Origin of the sequence: Pseudoalteromonas holothuriae, assembly GCF_945859825.1 — a bacterium.
Classification (GTDB): domain Bacteria; phylum Pseudomonadota; class Gammaproteobacteria; order Enterobacterales; family Alteromonadaceae; genus Pseudoalteromonas; species Pseudoalteromonas holothuriae.
Map to the genome: position 1 here is coordinate 428,872 of NZ_CAMAPC010000001.1, position 14,636 is coordinate 443,507.

The 14,636-nt window shown below is 40.1% G+C and carries 15 protein-coding genes; 7 read left to right on the forward strand and 8 right to left on the reverse strand.

Annotation, left to right across the window (positions count from 1 at the left end; all coding sequences use genetic code 11):
• Positions 1–92: 92 nt before the first annotated feature.
• The 4 genes from hemL to OCI93_RS01810 form a co-directional block, all read right to left on the reverse strand.
• Positions 93–1,373: a glutamate-1-semialdehyde 2,1-aminomutase gene (gene hemL / locus OCI93_RS01795; RefSeq protein ID WP_261591683.1), complete on the reverse strand. Its 1,281-nt coding sequence runs from the start codon at positions 1,371–1,373 to the stop codon at positions 93–95.
• Positions 1,374–1,388: 15 nt separating this feature from the next.
• Positions 1,389–2,405, reverse strand: a complete 1,017-nt coding sequence (locus OCI93_RS01800) for an aspartate carbamoyltransferase (protein WP_261591684.1) — start codon at positions 2,403–2,405, stop codon at positions 1,389–1,391.
• Between the two features lie 108 nt (positions 2,406–2,513).
• On the reverse strand, positions 2,514–2,948 hold the full coding sequence (locus OCI93_RS01805) for a CopD family protein (RefSeq protein WP_261591686.1): 435 nt from the start codon (positions 2,946–2,948) through the stop codon (positions 2,514–2,516).
• A gap of 10 nt (positions 2,949–2,958) precedes the next feature.
• Complete coding sequence (locus tag OCI93_RS01810; RefSeq protein WP_261591856.1) at positions 2,959–4,641, reverse strand: chloride channel protein; 1,683 nt, start codon at positions 4,639–4,641, stop codon at positions 2,959–2,961.
• 185 nt (positions 4,642–4,826) lie between these two features.
• On the opposite strand from OCI93_RS01810, the gene erpA reads away from it, so the two are divergent.
• Both erpA and OCI93_RS01820 read left to right on the forward strand, forming a co-directional pair.
• Positions 4,827–5,165: an iron-sulfur cluster insertion protein ErpA gene (erpA, locus tag OCI93_RS01815; protein ID WP_261591687.1), complete on the forward strand. Its 339-nt coding sequence runs from the start codon at positions 4,827–4,829 to the stop codon at positions 5,163–5,165.
• 545 nt (positions 5,166–5,710) lie between these two features.
• On the forward strand, positions 5,711–5,950 hold the full coding sequence (locus tag OCI93_RS01820; protein WP_261591689.1) for a helix-turn-helix domain-containing protein: 240 nt from the start codon (positions 5,711–5,713) through the stop codon (positions 5,948–5,950).
• Between the two features lie 96 nt (positions 5,951–6,046).
• Here the strand turns inward: OCI93_RS01820 and OCI93_RS01825 are convergent, their stop codons facing one another.
• From OCI93_RS01825 to OCI93_RS01840, 4 genes are read right to left on the reverse strand one after another with little or no spacing between them, the layout of a single operon-like run.
• Entirely contained in the window at positions 6,047–7,429 is a 1,383-nt protein-coding gene (locus tag OCI93_RS01825; protein WP_261591690.1) for an AmpG family muropeptide MFS transporter, read from the reverse strand.
• Between the two features lie 15 nt (positions 7,430–7,444).
• A complete protein-coding gene (locus OCI93_RS01830; protein ID WP_261591691.1) occupies positions 7,445–8,068 on the reverse strand; it encodes a peptidylprolyl isomerase in 624 nt (207 codons plus the stop codon).
• Positions 8,068–8,619: a YajG family lipoprotein gene (locus OCI93_RS01835; protein ID WP_261591692.1), complete on the reverse strand. Its 552-nt coding sequence runs from the start codon at positions 8,617–8,619 to the stop codon at positions 8,068–8,070. Before OCI93_RS01835 ends, OCI93_RS01830 begins: the two co-directional genes overlap by 1 nt.
• Before the next feature lie 3 nt (positions 8,620–8,622).
• A complete protein-coding gene (locus OCI93_RS01840) occupies positions 8,623–9,768 on the reverse strand; it encodes a methyltransferase (RefSeq protein ID WP_261625632.1) in 1,146 nt (381 codons plus the stop codon).
• Positions 9,769–9,807: 39 nt separating this feature from the next.
• Here OCI93_RS01840 and OCI93_RS01845 point away from each other — a divergent pair, with 39 nt between their 5' ends.
• The 5 genes from OCI93_RS01845 to OCI93_RS01865 all read left to right on the forward strand — a co-directional run bounded on the left by OCI93_RS01845 (position 9,808) and on the right by OCI93_RS01865 (position 14,402).
• Complete coding sequence (locus tag OCI93_RS01845; protein WP_261625633.1) at positions 9,808–10,428, forward strand: alpha-ketoglutarate-dependent dioxygenase AlkB family protein; 621 nt, start codon at positions 9,808–9,810, stop codon at positions 10,426–10,428.
• A gap of 20 nt (positions 10,429–10,448) precedes the next feature.
• Entirely contained in the window at positions 10,449–10,763 is a 315-nt protein-coding gene (locus OCI93_RS01850) for a BolA family protein (RefSeq protein WP_261591695.1), read from the forward strand.
• A gap of 70 nt (positions 10,764–10,833) precedes the next feature.
• Positions 10,834–12,024, forward strand: a complete 1,191-nt coding sequence (gene fabV / locus OCI93_RS01855; protein WP_261591696.1) for an enoyl-ACP reductase FabV — start codon at positions 10,834–10,836, stop codon at positions 12,022–12,024.
• Between the two features lie 464 nt (positions 12,025–12,488).
• On the forward strand, positions 12,489–13,415 hold the full coding sequence (locus OCI93_RS01860) for an AraC family transcriptional regulator (protein ID WP_261625634.1): 927 nt from the start codon (positions 12,489–12,491) through the stop codon (positions 13,413–13,415).
• A gap of 132 nt (positions 13,416–13,547) precedes the next feature.
• On the forward strand, positions 13,548–14,402 hold the full coding sequence (locus OCI93_RS01865) for an NAD-dependent epimerase/dehydratase family protein (RefSeq protein WP_261625635.1): 855 nt from the start codon (positions 13,548–13,550) through the stop codon (positions 14,400–14,402).
• The last annotated feature ends 234 nt before the right edge of the window (positions 14,403–14,636 follow it).

A 14,636-nucleotide genomic window follows, 5' to 3' on the forward strand; every position in this document is an offset into this window, starting at 1 on the left:
ATTTTTAAATTTGTTTAAAGCTAAGCAATAGATGTGTGAGGAAAGTTGAAAAGTGCAGCCAGCAGAGGGTACCAGCTGCAATGAATTACCAATTATAACTTTGCAAAAGCGCGCTTAGCCGCTGCAATAGTGTGATCAATATCTTGCTGAGTATGCATGGTACTCACAAAGCCAGCTTCAAATGCTGAAGGAGCAAGGTAAACACCTTCTTCAAGCATTAGGTGAAAGAACTGCTTAAAACGTTCTAAATCACACTCGGTAGCTTGCTGAAAGCTATTTACACTGTCGGCGTTGGTAAAGAAAAACCCGAACATGCCGCCTGCATAATTTGTAGTCAGTGCAATGCCTGCTTCATCCGCAGCTTGTTGCAACCCAGCACATAGGGCTTGGCTTTTTGCTTCTAATTGTAGATGCAGTTCAGGCTCACTGAGTAATTCTAAAGCTTTAAGGCCTGCTGCCATAGCAATTGGATTGCCTGATAAAGTGCCTGCTTGATATACAGGGCCAACAGGCGCGATGTAATCCATGATTTCTTGTTTACCACCAAAGGCACCAACAGGCATACCACCACCAATTACTTTACCTAAGCATGTTAAGTCTGGGGTAATATTGTAATATTGCTGCGCGCCACCTAGTGCAACTCTAAAGCCGGTCATGACTTCGTCAAAAATTAGCACTGCATCATGTTCGTCACATACGCTGCGCAACCCTTCTAAAAAGCCAGCATTTGGTGGAATACAGTTCATATTGCCAGCAACTGGCTCAACTATAATACAAGCTATTTCGTTTTTATATTGCTCAAATATAGCTTTAACTTCATCTAAGTTATTAAACGATACTGTTAGCGTATGCTTTGCAAAATCAGCAGGAATGCCTGGTGAATTTGGCACACCCATTGTAAGTGCGCCAGAGCCGGCTTTGACTAACAAAGAGTCGGCATGGCCATGGTAACAGCCTTCAAATTTTAATATTTTATCACGCCCTGTATAACCTCGCGCTAAGCGAATTGCACTCATGGTTGCTTCAGTACCAGAGCTGACCATGCGTACTTTTTCAATTGAAGGCATAAGCTCTTTGACTTTTTCAGCCATTAAAATTTCAGTTTCAGTTGGCGCGCCATAGCTAAGGCCGTTTTCTACTGCGGCTAATACGGCTTGTTTAATTTGCGGATGATTGTGGCCTAAAATCATTGGCCCCCAAGAGCCAACGTAATCAATGTATTTATTGCCGTCTGCATCAAAGGTGTAAGGGCCTTGTGCTTTAGTGATAAATAGCGGCGTGCCACCCACACCATTAAATGCACGAACAGGAGAGTTCACACCACCAGGTATTGAAGCTTGGGCGCGAGTGAATAAATCTTGGCTAATTGTCATGGTAATTCCTATCTATTAACTGTTTCGTTTGCGGCTAAACCAAGGTACATCAGCGTCGTACTTTTCAACTTGGTTTTCGACTCCTAGAGTCAATGCAAACAATGCCATACGAATAAGTACGCCGTTTTGGACTTGGCGGAATATGGCTAGGTTATCGTTGTTATTTAAATCGTTGTCTAATTCATTGGCATCAAGACGGCTGTCTCTAGGCAATGGGTGCATTAATACTGAACTAGGCTTACAGTGGGCGTTATAAATGGCTTGGCTTATCCGAAAGCCACCGCGATATTTGTTTGCTTCTTCTTGTGATGGAAAGCGCTCTTCTTGAATACGGGTTTGGTAAACAATATCGGCAGCTAGATTACCTTCCATTTGTGAGACCAGTTCAATTTTATGACCTGCATTACTAACGCTGTCCAAAATGTAATCTGGCATTTGTAAGCCATCTGGCGCGACCATGCTAAAACGAATATTCTTGTAATGACATAGCAATTTTGAAAGAGAATGCACTGTTCGGCCATATTTTAAGTCACCAACAAGGGCAATGTGCATACCATCGATGTCTTGCTTAAAACGAGCAAGTTCACGCTCTATGGTCAATAGGTCTAACAAAGCTTGAGTGGGGTGCTCATTTGGTCCATCACCGCCATTAATAACGGGTACATCTGAGCCTGTAGCAAATTCACTAACAGACCCCGCATCAGGATGACGCATAGCAACTGCATCAGCATAGGCAGAAATTACCCGAGCAGTATCATACAAAGACTCGCCTTTTGCCAGCGCAGAGCTTTGCATGCCTGTGGTCTCTCGCACTATGCCACCTAATAGGTTAAATGCCGTTCCAAAGCTAACTCGGGTACGTGTGCTGGGTTCAAAAAATAAATTTGCTAGGATAGCTCCTTCGAGCACACGAGTTCGTTTGTGCTTTTTTGCATAGGGCTCCATTTTTTTGGCAACGGCAAAAATATGCTCTATTGCTTCTCTGTCTAGTTGGTTGACAGAAAGAATGTTTTCACCTTGGAAACTTAACATGAGGCGGTTCCTAATCACAACTTAACAATGGGTCACGCTCAATGGGTAACCCAACCTTAGTAACGCGCACAAAACATCGCGGTTATTTGGCGCGCTATCATAACATAGTTATAGATTAGGTTTGAGTGTTGCGAGCATTACTATGACTAATAAAAGTATGACTGGGAACTCATTAAAAAATCGGTAAAAGCGGTGGCTTTTTGTATTACGGTCGTGCTTAAAGTCATTGAGTAACTTAAAGCAGTAGCCATGATATGCGTACAGGATAATTACCAAAGTTAATTTATAGTGAAGCCACATACTATGGCGAAACCATTCTCTGCCGTACTCATAAATGGTGAGTACGCCAAATACCAGTGTAAATAATGCAAAGGGAGTGACAAAAAACAGAAGGCGTCGCTCCATAATTTTTAGCATGGCACTGCAGGGTTTTTCTTCAGTCATTGCATGATAAACAAACAGGCGGGGTAGATAAAAAATCCCAGCAAACCAGGCAATCATAAAAAAGATATGCAGTGCTTTATAAATCAGTAGTGCGCTCATTATGTCCTCGTTAAAGTAAGCTGTTACGAATAGTTAAAATATGGCGAATTTGATCCCACCTAAGTAGGCCCATAATTTGTTGATCATCTTTTTGGCTGTAAACATACACAGCACCGCTTCGTTTGTCCTTTAAAATATCAAAAGCATCTGAAAGCGTGGCTTGGCTACTGAGCCCTTGCAAAGGGATATAAGAAATCGTCATGCTTTGATCGCTCATTAAGCTCAAATCATATTCAGCGAGTCGATAACCATTGTCTTTGTCATGTACAATCAGAGGTGTTTGGCTGTTCACTGCAGCTAGAGTTTCTTTTATTTGTTCTTTATCACTTGAATAAAGTAATTTAAAGTTTTCATCCATTTCTTCCATTATGCCGACCTTTTGTAGTGCTTCACTCGCAGGGGATACTTGATAGGGAAGGCCTTGAAAATCTAATTGTTGTAAGAAAATAGAGCGATTGCCAAACACTTGCAGGGCTGTAATGTAAGCTGCAGAGATAACCAGCATAGCAGGAACAATGATTTGAGGGTTTGATGTTAATTCCATCACTGCCGTTAAAGCAGCAAGAGGTGCATGCAGTGTTGCTGCCAGTAAGCCGGCCATTCCAAGGACACCATAAGTACCACTGACATCTAATCCTGGAGTAATAAATTGTGCAAAGAATGACATGAGGGTGCCCATAACAACTCCTAAACCTATGACTGGGCCAATGAGCCCACCTGGAATACCTAACCCAATTGCAAACAAGGTGGCTAATAATTTTGCAATTAACACGGTTGTAAGTAACTGCATATTTTCAGGTGAGTCTACCGCAAGACGAATAGCGCTCATACCTGATCCCATCGCTTCGGGGACCATGTAGCCAATGAGACCTGCAATGAGTCCAGCTAACATTAACCGGGGGAACATATTGACCGACTTAAAGGTTTTTATAATAAGCATTAAGTTTTGATTAAAACCAAAGGCGACAGCGCCTAACACTGCACCGCATAGGATAAGATATGGATAGTGCCAGAAACTTAACGGTGTAATACTTATTAGGGCAAGTTCGCTGTCATGACCAAAGACAAATTGTGTGGCAAGGGCACCGGTGACCGCAGCAAGCATGATTGGTACAAAAATGTGGATTTTATACTCTCTAAGTACAACTTCCATAACAAAAATAACAGCGGCAAGTGGTGTGTTAAATGAAGCAGCAATACCTGCTGCTACACCACAACCGGCCAATGTTCTGGCTGAGTTAAGCGGTAAGTGAAGGCGATGAGCTAAAATGCTTGCCCCAGTTGCGCCCATATGCACAGAAGGCCCTTCTCGACCAACAGAAAAGCCACAGACTAATGCAACTGCACCGCCAAAAAACTGATTTGCACTATTCCAAATTGGCATTTTCCCGTAGTGGTGTTTAATTCGGTGAATGACAAAGGGGATCCCTAAACGGTAGTGTTTAAAGCCGGTTAAATCTGCGAATACGGCAATCAGTAGAGCGCCCAGCACAGGCAAAATAACGCGTTGATATTCAGCTAGGGTAGAGAAATCCTCGGAGGTTTGTAAAAACAACCCTTGTACATGTACGATAGTAAGGCGAAAGAGGATAATCAAAATTGCAGCCAATAATCCCGCAACAACGCCCAACAGGCATAATTGAACGGACGTTTTTGGTTTGGCAAGTCGACGCCTTAAAGTATCCAGCGACATGTTTGAATTCCAAGTCATAATAAGGACTTAAGTTTATCAAAAAAATGTCATAGCGTCCTTGCTAAGTAAATAATTAATTCTGTTTTTTGTTTAACTAGAGCGTAGCATTGGTAAATATCTATACTTGATTAAAATACTCGGGTATTAGATAATCGTGCTATAAAATGTACAAGGGTCGAGTGATAATGTCTGAACAGTTACCTATTCAATTTAGTGATGCAGCAGCAAATCGAGTAAAAGAACTCATCGAGGAAGAAGAAAACCCGGAGCTAAAGTTGCGTGTTTATGTAACTGGTGGTGGTTGCTCTGGTTTCCAATATGGTTTTACGTTTGATGAAAAAGCGAATCCGGGCGATTTAGAGATTGTAAAAAATGGTGTGACCATGGTGGTTGACCCAATGAGCATTCAATACCTCCTAGATGGTGTGGTTGATTATACCGAGGGTTTAGAAGGTGCTCGCTTTTTTGTGAATAACCCCAATGCGACAACAACCTGTGGCTGTGGCGCTAGCTTTAGCGTTTAGGGCATTGATTTATGAATAAAGCCACTTATTACAGTGGCTTTTTTTATGCCTGATGAGTGACTTGAATCATTAGTGCAAAGAAACCTAGTACAAAAGTACTGAATGCCAAAATATATAAGAAACCTTTTTTTCCTTTTTTGATGGGCACTCCATTAGTGCGTAAAAAGCAATACCAAGCAAAGCACAGTAAAATTGGTAATAAAAATAGCAATCTGATCATATATATTCAGCCTAGATTAGTGTTGATCTGTTAATGTTAGACATAAGTACATAACTTTTAAAGAAAAATAATTTATTATTAAAAGTGGTACATTTTATAAAATATTTGTTAAAGTTATGGGGCTTTATCACTGCGATAAAAATTTTTAAATATATAAAGTTTTAATTAGGTGTTAAAAGAATTATAGTCTATACCTAATTGGGTACATAGGGACAAAGCGAGTTATTCACTCTGTTGTTATGCTATACAATATAGTATTTCAAATGAGACGGGCACATTTCATTTGAAATTTTTTATTAAAATCATCTAGTAGGAGATGTATAATATGATGGGAAAAACGGTTTCTTCTGAAGAAAACGGTAAGCTAACAAAATGGCTCAAATCTAAGCGCCACGAGAAAGGCCATACAATGCGCAGCCTTGCACAGGTTTTGGGTACTCCGCATTCTTTTATTGGAAAAATTGAAAACCAAGAGCGTCGTTTAGATGTGATTGAGTTTTTACGCTACTGTGAAGCACTTGAGGTTGACCCATATGAGGGACTTCACTTGCTAAAAGATGATTAGTAAAGCTCTTTGATACAGTAAGGTGCAGGGATTTGCACCTAGATATTACCTCCAAAGCACTTTATATAACCCTTTAGTAACATATCTAGACATCGCCTAGTTATTTCTACCATGATATGCATCTTCAATCGCATAAAGTTTATGGCGGATCAGGAATAAAAAAGCCAAAGATGGAATAACCATTACAGCAGTTAGAGCAAAAAACAATGCCCAGTTGCCTGCAAACCAATCATCTATCACCACGCCACTGTAACTAGATAATACCGTACGGCCTAAACTACTTAAAGAAGCCAGTAATGCGTAGTGGGTTGCACTAAACGCTCTATCACACAACATAGAGATGAAAGCAACCATGGCAACGAGTGACCAAGCCTGCGTAAAGCCATCAACAATAATAGCAATGGCATAGAGAGATTCTTTTGGTCCTGCAATCGCAATCCATGAAAACATCAAATTAGATGCAGCCATAGCAACCCCACTGACAAATAAACCTTTGACGATGCCATAGCGGTGGTTAAATATGCTGCCTAAGAAGGCAAATATAATGGTAATAACGCCCGTGCCCAACTTAGAGTATTGTGCAATTTGACTGTTACTAAAACCAATCTCCTTATAAAAAACAATAGACATACGGGCTAAAAAGGATTCGCCTATTTTGAATAAAAACACAAAAGCTAATAATGCTAGTGCGGTTTTTACGCCATTTTTTCTGAAAAAGCTTCTAAAAGGCTCGAACAGTGTAACGGCTAGCCATGCACTCAATTGGTTGATTTTACCAGGTGCTAAGTTAGCAAGTTTGTTTTGATAGTCTTGTTCAAGCTGTGCTTGTACGACTTCTCTGTTAGACTCTGGTTCTCTTGCTATTAATGTCACCACTAAAAGTGCCAACATAATGCCAGCTAGAATAATATATATGTAAGGCCAATCAAAATTAGGTAAATCAGCTAAAAAGAAAGGCATTGCGCCTAGTAAAGCGTAGCCGGTCCACCACCCTGAGGTTGCCATAGCTGCTGCTGCTGTAGCCTTTTCACTTTCTTCTTCTGGTAAAGAGTCAATACGAAATGCATCTATCGCAATATCATGAGTGGCTGATGCAATTGCGATAAGAAAGCACAGTAGAGCCGCTAAAAATAGTTGCTCTTTGAGAATAATGGTCGACATCGATAATGCTGCTCCAGCAGTAATTACTTGACATAAGGCTATCCAGCTACGCCTTTGTCCAAGCAACTTACCAATGATTGGGAGCTTGATTCGATCAAGTAGTGGCGACCATAAAAAGTTTATAGTGTAGGCTGCAAATACAATACCAAACAGGCCAATCATACTGCGGCTCAGACCTTCATCTTTTAACCAAGCCGACATAACTGAACCAATGAGTACCCACGGGAAGCCACTGCTGATCCCCAACATAAAAATAGTGACTAAGCGTTTATCTTTATAATATCCCAGATATTCGCGTAAACTTGCCTTGAGGATCATAAACTTCCTTGGAGGTTATAAAGGTTGTGGCTCTAACATGCTGACATCAAAAATAATCACAGGTGTTTTAGGGATAAAGGTATAGCCTAATTTGCCGTTATAGCCGGTTTCGACTTGCATTATTTTATCTAAAGTTTCATACCCTTCAACAACATTACCAAATACTGCAAAACCCCAATTTCGTCCAGGGTTTAAATGGTCATTGTCATTCATATTAAAAAAGAATTGACGGGTGCCAGAGTGAGGCTTGTTGTCTTGGTAGGCCATGGCTACCGAGTACATATCATTTTTCAAACCGTTACCACTTTCATTAAAAATGGGCTCGCGTTCAAACATGCCGTCATACTCTTTGTCGTAACCCCCACCTTGGATCACAAAATCCGTTTCATTGGCTTCGTCTCTTTCTACTCGATGAAAAACAGTGCCTTTGTAATCGCCGTTTATCACATAAGTCAGGAAGTTATTTGCTGTTAGTGGCGCACGTGAACGATCAAGCTCGATGATGATATCACCAAGACTGGTGACCATTTTTACCCTTGGGAAAAGGTTGTCTTTTTGGATAAAACGACCGTCTTTGTTAGCTGTAAAGCCCGATACTGAAAACAATAAGCACGATAAAAAAACAATGATATTTTTCATTATGATCCTTGTAAAAATTTAACTAATTCTTTATCTGACACAATGCGAGTGATCAGCATTTCAGTCAAGTCATTAAGTTGCCCTTCAACTTTAGCTTGTTCATGTTTTAGTGGCCCATTGAGTTGCGCTTTAGCACTATAACTTTTCTCAAAGCGTCGTGTTTCTTGAATAATTTCCACGCTAAATTTTGCTTGAGCATGACTTTGGTGTTTTGTGAGTGATTCAGTGACTTGGGCTGTAAACTCGTTGATATGTAAAATAACTTGGCTACGCGCCGCGGTGTTAATTTTTGCGCCATTAGTTTGTAATGCTTGGCGTAGTGTCGCTCCAATAGTTTTAGGCAGTGCTGCATCAGGTAAATAAAGTGCAGGCTCTTGATCTAATACTCGAATTGTAAAATTGCTCACTCGATTGTCTTCAACGTTCAGTTGAATTGGCACGTTGAATTGACTGATTTTCCCCGCAGAGTAAATAGGGCTAAGAATGACAGATTTGGGTGCGCTTGCACAACCCGTAAGTAAAACGATAAATAATGTGGTCAATAACTTCATTGTTTAACCTCTTAGCATTGAACTCAAAACAGTAAATTTTTTATTATTACCAATGACTTTGCAGTTACCAAATAAGCGATTGAGCTTATCTTGGTAATCAAGATGGCGGTTACCTATAATCCTAAGCTCTCCTCCTTTTTTCAGCACCTGTTTAGCTTGTACAAACATTTGCCATGCAATGTGATCGGTTATTGCTTGTGCTTGGTGAAATGGAGGGTTACATAACACTAAATCAGCTGAATCTGCGGTGAAGTCGCTAAGGCAGTCGTTTTGTACAAAATGACAGCGTTCTAGTGCGTCAGGTAAATTTAGGGTGATATTCTCTTTCGCACTGGCGACGGCCATTGCTGACTCATCAACAAAGGTAACCTGTGCATTGGGCATTTTATCTAAACTTATTAATCCAATCACACCATTACCACACCCCAAGTCTATTACTTTGAACGGCTTTTTGCCCTGTGGCAGGTAGTTCATAAAAAAGCGTGCGCCAATATCTAATGAATCACGAGAAAATACATTGGCATGATTAGTTAAAGTAAATTCGGTTTTTTCAAGCGGCCAAGAGACAGGGAATTTGCTTGCTACTGGCTTTGCCGTTGTTTTGCTAAAAATAAGACGTGCTTTTTTTACCGCTAAACTGGTTGTTGGCTCACTTAAAAAGTGGTTAAAGCTTTTGAGCGTAGAGGAATGGATCTCTTTTACTTTACCGCTTGCAATGACTTTGGTCTCACTTGTGAGGCTGCTAAGTAACGCCAATTGGTGCGCTAAAAAGCCTGCATTTTTTGGTATTTTGATTAATATCAAATCAATATTATGCGGATATTCACTTAGACTATCTAAGTAAGTCACTGCGCTATCATTAATTTGGTTATTTGCCAAATTATACTCACATGCTTGATGAGAAACATATGAATCATTAACATTAGTTATGTGTCGTTCACTCACGGACATGACTTTTAAAGCGCATGTTAAAGCACCAAAGTTGTCATTGAGTACCAAAATGCGCTGAGCTTGGTTATGATGTTCGAGCACATAATTGATGAGGTATTCGTCGGCCGCATCCCATGCTTGCAGGCTTCGGTTTTTTTGCTCTAAAGGAAAACGGTGTAAAGTAAGGTCGTGGCCACCTAATAACGCATCAGTTGTCATATGTATTGTGTAACATGTTTAGAATAGGTCAATAGTATCATGACATCACGCCAGCCTGAACCGCTCTTACCTCCTGGTTTTGATTATTACCCTCAGGTAATGAGTTTATCTAAAAGTATTGCACTTTATGAGTACCTATGTTCGCGATTAGATTGGCAGCAACCGCGCATTCAGGTGTATGGGAAGTCGCATTTAATACCACGTAAACAATGTTTTATTGCTGATACTGATGTCGCTTATAGCTATTCAAACAAAACACTAGATAACAATCCTTGGCCCGCACCTTTATTGGCGATGCGTAAGCGGTTGCAAAAAAGTTATGGGTATTCATTCAATGCATTATTGGTTAATTGGTATCGAGACGGTCAAGATAGAATGGGCTGGCACAGCGATGATGAAATGGAGCTTGGGCCAGCACCTTGTATTGTTTCCATTTCTCTTGGCGCTGCTCGTAAATTTAAAATTAAACATAAAGTCACTGCTGAGCAGCAAGATATATTACTTGAAAGTGGTAGTTGCTTGGTAATGAATGGCAATAGTCAGCGATATTATCAACATGCTTTACCTGTACAAACAAAGGTGATGGGTGGGCGAATTAATTTAACTTTTAGAACGGTTGGTCAAGTGCGCACAAAAGCGTATAGTGGCGACCATAAGTAAATTTAAAATAAGGGGTTAGCATGTCGATGCAAGCGCAAATTCATGAAAAATTAGCTGCAGCAATTCGCTGTAAACACCTCAATGTGGTAAATGAAAGCCATATGCATTCTCGCGGCGAAGACTCTCACTTTAAAGTTGTGGTCGTCAGTGAGGAGTTCATCGGTAAGCGTTTATTACAGCGACACCGCAAGGTGAATGAAATATTAAAAGATGAGTTGACGAATCACATTCATGCTTTGTCAATTCATGCCTACACGCCTGAAGAATATAGTGAAAAGGCAGGGCAAACTCCAGATTCGCCTAATTGTTTGGGTGGATCTAAGTTAGATAACTAGCTGATCAGACCTGTATTTGTCTGATCAACCATTAAACTATGACAGTTTTTGAAAAATTATAGGATTTATTATGGTCATTAAACCAAAAATTCGTGGTTTTATTTGCACTAATGCACACCCAGCTGGTTGTGCCGCGCACGTGCAAGAGCAAATAGCCTTCGTTAAAGCACAAGGCCCAGTTGCTAAGGGCCCTAAAAATGTATTGGTTATCGGTGCTTCAACGGGCTATGGCTTGGCTTCTCGTATTACTGCTGCGTTTGGTTCTGGGGCGAAAACACTAGGCATCTTTTTTGAAAAAGAAGGCACAGAACGTAAAACTGCATCAGCAGGTTGGTATAATACTGCGGCTTTTCAGCAAGCCGCTGATGACGCTGGTTTATGGTCAAAAAATATTAATGGTGATGCATTTTCTGATGCAATAAAAGCAAAGACGGTGGAGGCTATTAAGTCAGAAATGGGCAAAGTAGATTTAGTGATCTATAGCTTGGCCTCTCCGCGTCGAACAGACCCAAAAACGGGTGAAGTTTTTTCTTCAACGCTAAAGCCAATTGGCAATGCTGTGACAACCAAAAACTTAAATACGTCAAAACGCGAAATTGATGAAATAACAGTAGAAGCGGCCAATGAAGATGAAATTGCCAATACTGTTAAAGTGATGGGTGGTGAAGATTGGGAGCTTTGGATTGATGCGCTTAAGCAAGCTGGTGTGCTTGCTGATAACTTTAAAACAACCGCTTATACATATATTGGAAAAGAGCTTACTTGGCCCATTTACGGCCATGCAACTATAGGTAAAGCGAAAGAAGACTTAGACCGTGCAACCGTTGCAATTAAAGAATCTACAGCTGCTTTAAATGGTCAAGCGTATGTTTCTTCTCTTAATGCTGTTGTGACTCAGGCCAGTTCGGCGATTCCAATCATGCCTTTATACATCTCAGCATTGTTTAAAGTGATGAAAGCTGATGGCACTTATGAGGGGACAATTGAACAAATTAATGGTTTGTTTCGTGAAAACCTCTATGGTGAAACCCCGCGTTTTGATGACGGTGGTCACCTGTTTCAAAATTACAAAGAACTCGAAGATGATGTTCAAGCACGTGTGCAGCAAGTTTGGGATAACGTCAAAACTGAAACCATTGATGAGCTAACTGATTACGTAGGTTATCACAACGAATTCTTACGCTTGTTTGGATTTGGCATCGATGAGATAGATTATGAGCTTGAGGTTAACCCTAACCTCGCTATCAATAATTTATTATAAAGGTGATATGAGCACTTAGAGTGCTCATTTTGCTAGATTAAAGATGGTCGATTTTTTACAATAAAAGCCTAGCTGGCTACCTTATCTCTCTATTTTAAAAAAGTATTTTGCTGCGATATCATAAATATGCCCTAACTACATCAATTTTTATCTAGCTGTTCAGTTTTTTGTTGCTAACACGGTATGCTTGATAATAAATAACCTCAGGTTTGAATAAAATGCCACTTGTTTAAAGTAATGAGGTTTTGAAACAAGTTCACAATGACGAAATAGGCTCAACCATGCGACTAATTAGGAAGAGGGCAGTGACCCAGCATATGTCTATAGTCTTCCTGACGAAGGTCAGGATCTTTTAAACGATCTGCATTAAGGTTGGGATAAGGGTTTTGACGTAGTAAATAACCTTATCCAAAGCTTAAGTTAAATAGGAATACCTAAGCTTTATTGTTACGGAGTATTATCAGATGGAAATGGCTGACCCATTAAGCTTGTTTATTTCTCACCTTAAACCTAAATGTGAGGTGTTTTCTCATGTAAAACTAAAAGCACCATGGGGTATAGAAGAACAGCAACAATCGAGCTGCTGTTTTAGCTTTATAAAAAAAGGCCAGTGCGTGGTTGAATTATCTAGTGGGGAAGCAGTTCAGTTGAGCGCAGGTCAGTTACTTTTATTGCCCTATGGTAGTGCACATAAAATAATGAGTGAGTCAGCCGTGGCGTGCCAAAGTATTGAGCAGTTGTTTTTAGGAAAACCCCGAGCAGATATCGAAAATATGGTGATTGGTGGTCAAGGTGAATCTTGCTCTGTTATGTGTGGTAGTTTTACATTTTTACCTTTGCAATATCGGCCCTGCACGCAACTCGGTGGAGCATTACCTGAAATTTTGGTTATTGAAGTGCCCGTAAGTAGTAAGTTAGAAGTAATAGTATCTTGTCTTTACGAAGAGAATAAGTGCTCTACACCTGGTGGACATTTGGCAAGAACTCGGTGGTTAGAGTTGTTATTAATAGAAGTACTACGAGGCCTAGATGCTAAGGTATTTGATTTAGGATGGTTAACAGCATTACAAGATAGGTTTTTAGCATCGGTGATGCTTGCTATACAAAGCAATTTAAACAAAGATTGGAGTGTTGAAGAGCTTGCAAAAGTAGCGGCACTTTCTAAATCGTCGTTGACTAATCGCTTCAAGCGAACAACTGGCCTGCCACCGTTAATTTTTTTACGTCAGTGGCGGTGTTTAGTTGCAGCAAATTTACTTATTTCATCTAATGATCCGCTAAAGCTCATCGCTGCTTCATGCGGCTTTCAATCAGATGATGTATTAATCCGTAATTTCCGCCAGTTCCATCATATGACTCCTATTCAATATCGGAAAACCCATAAAAAATAGCTTATCGCAATTAAAATCGACGTTTTATATTCATTTATCTACATAAACTTTGACCTTTAGTAACGGCTATAGCAACAGCTATCATAGCCCGTTATGTTGTTGTAACAATTATGAAAAGCAACGAGGTTACTTATGAACGATACGAAATCAGTTATTATAACAGGTGGAACCGGCAACATAGGCAGTGCGGTTGTTGAAGAGCTGTTATGTCATGGTTATTGTGTAAAAGTGCTTTGCAGAAGTGCCGATAGCGCCAACAAGGCTAAAAGCATGGGAGCTGAACCAATTTTGGGCTCGTTAATTAAAGCATCTACTTGGTTAGAGGAATTAGCTCAATGTGATGCGCTGATACACACAGCTTGCACTTTTGATGAGCATATGGGAGACGTGGATTATAAATTTATGCAAGTGATTGCAAAACATGCAGCGAACCGTTCAACCCCACTTATTTTGCTTTATACCTCAGGGTGCTGGACTTACGGTAGCCATGAACAAGTTATAACAGAGCTAACCCCTAAAAATTCATTGTTAGACTACCAATGGATGCTGGAAAGTATCGACTTTCTTTCAAAGTGCAAAAATATAGATTTGCGAGTTGTTAGTCCAGCAAATGTAGTATGTGAAAAAACGTATTATTTACCTCCAATTCTATCATGGGAAATTGAACGCTGCGGACACCCAACTTTACCTAGAGGTGCGGTTCAGACATGGCCTTTGGTAGAAAGAAAAAACTTAGCGCAATTATACAGGCTTGTGTTTGAGAGGGGTCAAAGTGGTGATGAATACATAGGCTCTGCAGAGCATAAGGCGCCCATAAATAAATTATTGGCGCAGCGAAGCGCAAAAAAAATTGAAGAGTACGCGTTGGCGAAGTGGATTAAACACTATGGAACATGGACAGAAGGCTATAGTTTGCAACAAGTATTTAGTAGTAATAAAGCCGTGGGGCAATTAGGGTGGCAGCCTAAAAAATTTATTACGGTTTAATTCACTCATAAAGTGGTAAATAACCTCAACTTTGGATAAGAGAGCTTGCCTAATAAAACTATTGCTGAATAAAAGCGAGTTGGTGTTAAACGAAATAACTTTATTGGATGATAAGCAACGTGAGTTATTTAGTTCAATACTCTTATCCAAAATAGTTAAGTGAATTGTTTATACATTTAATTTAGACGTAGATTTCCTATTGAATGAGAACATGAAAAATAACAGAGAGACGTG